General features: G+C 28.3%; 3 protein-coding genes. All 3 read right to left on the reverse strand.

All coding sequences use genetic code 11. From position 1 onward, the window contains the following. Positions 1-2075, reverse strand: a 2075-nt coding sequence (locus U9R42_02820; protein ID MEA3494948.1) for a hypothetical protein, incomplete at its 3' end; no start/stop codon positions are given. A 495-nt stretch (positions 2076-2570) separates the two neighbouring features. After that, entirely contained in the window at positions 2571-3440 is an 870-nt protein-coding gene (locus U9R42_02825; protein ID MEA3494949.1) for a tetratricopeptide repeat protein, read from the reverse strand. A gap of 12 nt (positions 3441-3452) precedes the next feature. After that, positions 3453-4670, reverse strand: a complete 1218-nt coding sequence (locus tag U9R42_02830) for a VanZ family protein (protein ID MEA3494950.1) — start codon at positions 4668-4670, stop codon at positions 3453-3455. Positions 4671-4719: the final 49 nt, after the last annotated feature.

Here is a 4719-nt window from a genome sequence, read left to right on the forward strand (position 1 = left end):
AAGAACATATTTGTTGTCCTGTTTGGATAAATATAATCATTGTAATCTATGGTAGCATTGCTATAAAAATAATAATAAGATGTTATAAGCATTGTTCCTCCTGTACTAATAAGAATATTATTTTTTACTATTGGTGCGTAACAATAATAGAAAAACAAAGCTGAATAATTATAGTTATTTGCATAAGAACCATCAACAGCAATTGTATTATGATATATTTTTAAATTTTCACTATAGCGTAAGTACATACCAACCTGATATGACGAATTATAGAAATCATACATCATATTATTAGTAATCATAGTACTATCGGAGCCATAATAATAAGCATAATTTTCTCTGTATGTATATATTCCATATCTGCCGGAATTAATAATATTTCCGTCAATTATAGCTCCATGCGAATAATATCTGTAAATAGCATAAGCACTACTATATCTACTTCCAATATCAATATTATTATATTGTATTACGTCTGCACTTTGATAATAATTGTAAATAGCATAATAATACTGCCCTGTAAAAGTATTACCAATATATTGGTTACCTACTGCACTTGTTGAAGTTGAAATTCCTCTGAAGTTAATACCACAATAACCACCTGTAATATTATTATTTTTAATTAAGTTAAAATTAGCATTATTTCCATAGGTACCACTACTTGAAGATTCTGATGCAGATGCCATAATGGCTGTTGTCCACCAAGAAGTGTAAGAAGAATTTACTTCAATATTACAAGAAGAAACCTCATTGTATTCTGCTTGGCTTTTATATAAAATTGCAACAGCATAAGTAGAACCCGTATTTTTTATAGTCATATTTTTAAAGGTAAAGTAATCACCTCCGTCAAATATCAATGTGGTTCTGTTTGTAGAACTTGTTCCACCATAAGTAAGTGTTACATTGCTTTTGTTTTGTCCGTCAAAGGTTACTGTGTTAGTTGCATCCATACCTACAATTTCAGGAATTACAACTCTTTCAGTGTATGAACCTTGCTGAACATTGAATGTAACAGGACCTGCAACACCACATTGTTGTAATGCGGCTACGGCATTATTGAAATTAAGATAATCGCCTGTAGCACCTATTGTATATGTTCCTGCTAATCCTGTACACACTGTCATTGTTATAGTATCATTTGTACGATCATTATCAGGCATTGAATCATTTGCATTGTTTACCCATGCTTTTAAAGTATAATAGCCTGAGGAAGGTATATTTAGTGAATCTGAAAATGTATATTGGTAGGATTGTCCTGCTTCTAATTTCCCATTTGGAAAACCGCTAAAGTTATTTACTAAAACAGGAGTATTGTTATTTATTTTATAACCGAGATCACACCAATAAATAGTATCTGCACGTGCATTTTGGATAGTAACAACAACTTTGTTTTTGCCAACTCCAAGAACATAAGGAGAATCAATACTTGCCATTTTAATATCAAATCCAGTGCTTGGAATAAAAGTGATTTGCATATTGGGGCGGTTTGAATTTCTATTTCCTGAACCTACACCCGAGCAGTAATCAGTTCCATCTGATCTATTCCATAACACAGTATTTGTTGCACTATGGTAATATACAGATGCGTTTCGTGTATAATTAATTGATGTTGATCCAATACACATATCAATTAAAACATTACCTCCGTTATACATCCAGTTGGAAGAAAAAGTGTGAGTATTCCATCCGTTTGATGTAAGATAGCCAGCAGATGACCATTTTTGTGTTGCACCAGTTTGCCATGTTCCACTTGGAAAAGATGATAAAGTTGTTGTACCGATTTTTAGCCAAGCAGGAACAGAACTATGATTATTAGTTGCATGTACATTAAAGCCAATAGCTGTAATATTACAACCTGCAGTTATTCCCAAAGAACTTAGCTCCGAAGCTGTGATAATGTATTGGTTTCTATTGGTTCTATACCAAAGTCCATAAGGCGAAGGATAGCCAGTAGTGGAGTTGTAACTTGTACCATTACCTAAAGTTACTGTTTGGCTTGATACAGGTACAGAAAAAGCAAGAAATCCAATTGCGAGAATTGCAATTATTGAATAGCGTGTAAATAATTTCCTCATAATTTTTAATTTTTTAGTTTTCTTTAATTCAGCAAATATATGAATTTCTTTGGATATAGAATGAGTTTTTTATATTTTTTTTTTATATCAAATTAATTGTTAGTTAATATTCCGCAAATCAACCGTATAAGTTGCAGAAAACTATATTGTAAGAACTTGTGAAACAATTGAAGAAAAATTGTTAAAAACTTTAGGGAGGTTCTATAAATACATTCGCATTAAGATTTACAGAGTTTTTTATAGACAATGAAAAATTTTGAAATAAATCGGGATAATGTAAAAAGTTTTGAAGAAGTATATGTTCCGAAATTTCGGAATGAAAACCCTTTGGGAACAAAGATAATAAATAATCTGACTGCGTTAAAATTTTTCTCAATAGCTTGTGCCTCCGCTAAAGCTTCAGCGACACGCGGACGGCTATTCAGAAAAATTTGTGCCTTGCATCTTATTCATTATCTTTGTTTCTTAAAAGAAATGTATTTAAAGAACCTCCCTTTATTGTTTTATATTTTCTTTTGCAATTCTTACAGCATTTAGATTATTGTATGCTTGATAAAATCCCGGATAAATATTTAATGCTTTTTTAAATTTCTTTATAGCAATTTCAAAATCATTTTGCATAAAATATGCATAACCCAATTGATTATATATTTTTGCAAGTTCTACGTTATTTTTTAATGAGTTGTTAAAAATCACAGCATCAAAACGTTTTAAGTCAATATTTTGTTTCAATTCATTGTCAATTGCTTCTTTTACATCTTTTTGATATCTATAAATATTCCTATCTCTTTTTAGCATTCCTTTATAAGCAATTTTTATATCACTTTTATTTTCAATTGCTTTTTTAAAAACAAATATTGCTGAGTCATAGTCTTTTTTATAAACATAAATATCTCCTAATCGTGTGTATGTTTGCCATTTAAAAGGAGCTGTTTCCAATGCTTTTTTAAAATAAGGGATTGCAATATCTACTTGATTTCTTTTGTCATAAATATTTCCTATGTTAAAATAAATTACAGAAGGATTTGCGGGGGCTAACTCAATGGCATATTTCAATATGTTTAAGGCATTATCAGATTTATTTAATTCAAAGTAGGCAACTGCCATATTCGTTAGCACTTCCGGTTGATCAGCTTTAATTTCTAGAGACTGCTCATATTCCATAATTGCTTGATTGTATTTTTTCTTTTCAAGAAATATATCACCAAAATTCTTTTTTAGTACTGCATCGCTTTGTTTGTCTTCTTGGGAAATATTTTTAAGCCATTCAGGAGGATTTGATGCTATTATGGCAAATGTGATTAAAATAATGTAGATAAATAAAATTGAAGAAGTTATTACTTTATTTGTAGTTTTTTTGTTCATTTCAATTTCTTTTTAATTATGTATAATAAATAAAACTTTATATCCTTCTTTCTTCAATCTATTGTATTCTTTAGACGCTTTTCTTGTTTCCATAATTATCAATTGAATACTTTTTTTAGAAATAGGGTCAAACATAAACTGTGCTTCGCTATCTTGTGCAAATCCTTTTCCTCCTTCACCGTTAAATCCACTTCCAATTAAAATAATATCAGCATTTTGGTTAAAAAGCATGTTAATATCAGTTTGTAAAAAATTTTGCTTTTTATCCATAAACTTAAAAACGCCATTAGGTTTTATCATTACATCAAAATATGGCAATGGAATTCCTTGATAAATTAAGAAATGTTTCTTAAGGACTTTTATACTTGTGTTCTGTGTTTTAATAGCTGTAAAGCCTAAATATAAAATTCCTAAAACAGCTAAAATAGAAAAAAATATTCTTAATAATCTAAAATTTGTAAGATGAATAATTATAAAAATAAAAACAAAAAGTAAGATTGTAATAAAAATGATATTAGTCAAATATTGAAAATCTGTTAATAAAGAAGAAACAAATAGTAACACATAGGTAAAAATGCTAAGCAGGACTAAAAGTGTAAAAGGTTCTTTGAAATATTCTTTTATTGATTTTTTTCTAAGTTTCCAAGCTTTTTTATAAATTTCTCCTTTTTTATAAATAAAGAAAACTATTATTAACCCGATGATAGTTCCCCAAACATCTTTAGCAATATCTGAAACATCAAAAACTCTGTTAGTCATAAATTTTTGAAAAGTTTCGTCCAGAGTAGATATTAGTAATGCGGCTAAAAAAGTTAAAAGAATAATGTATTCAGAAGACTTCTTTTTTGAAAATAAAAAATTGTACATCAAAATTGCAAAAATCAAATATGCTACATAATGCCAATTATTTTGAATATTATAAATCTTTTGAATCATGTAATGATCTGAAGATATTTGACCTAATAAAAGCATTAGAAGGACAACAATGCCAAAAGAAATATTTTTATAGTTTAGTTTTTTATAAAAAACCAATACTAAGGTTAAAATAAAAATTATAAAGACTAATGGTAAAAATCGTATTTCTAAAAACAAAATGTTAAATGAAAATTGTGATAAAGAAGAAATAGCATTTTGCATGTAATTTTTTACAAGCAAAAATGGAGTTAAAAACAAAAGAATGCTATATAGAATAAGATGAGTAAGGGGAGAAAACAATGTATTATTTTTCATTCTATTTTTAATTTTTGTTTTAGTTAACAATTAAAACTTGCTATTTACA

It is taken from the genome of Bacteroidota bacterium (assembly GCA_034723125.1).
Lineage (GTDB): Bacteria > Bacteroidota > Bacteroidia > CAILMK01 > JAAYUY01 > JAYEOP01.

Excerpts from the sequence above, each read along its gene's own strand:
- U9R42_02825 (MEA3494949.1), bottom strand. The coding sequence starts at position 3,440 with ATGAACAAAAAAACTACAAATAAAGTAATAACTTCTTCAATTTTATTT.
- U9R42_02830 (MEA3494950.1), bottom strand. The coding sequence starts at position 4,670 with ATGAAAAATAATACATTGTTTTCTCCCCTTACTCATCTTATTCTATAT.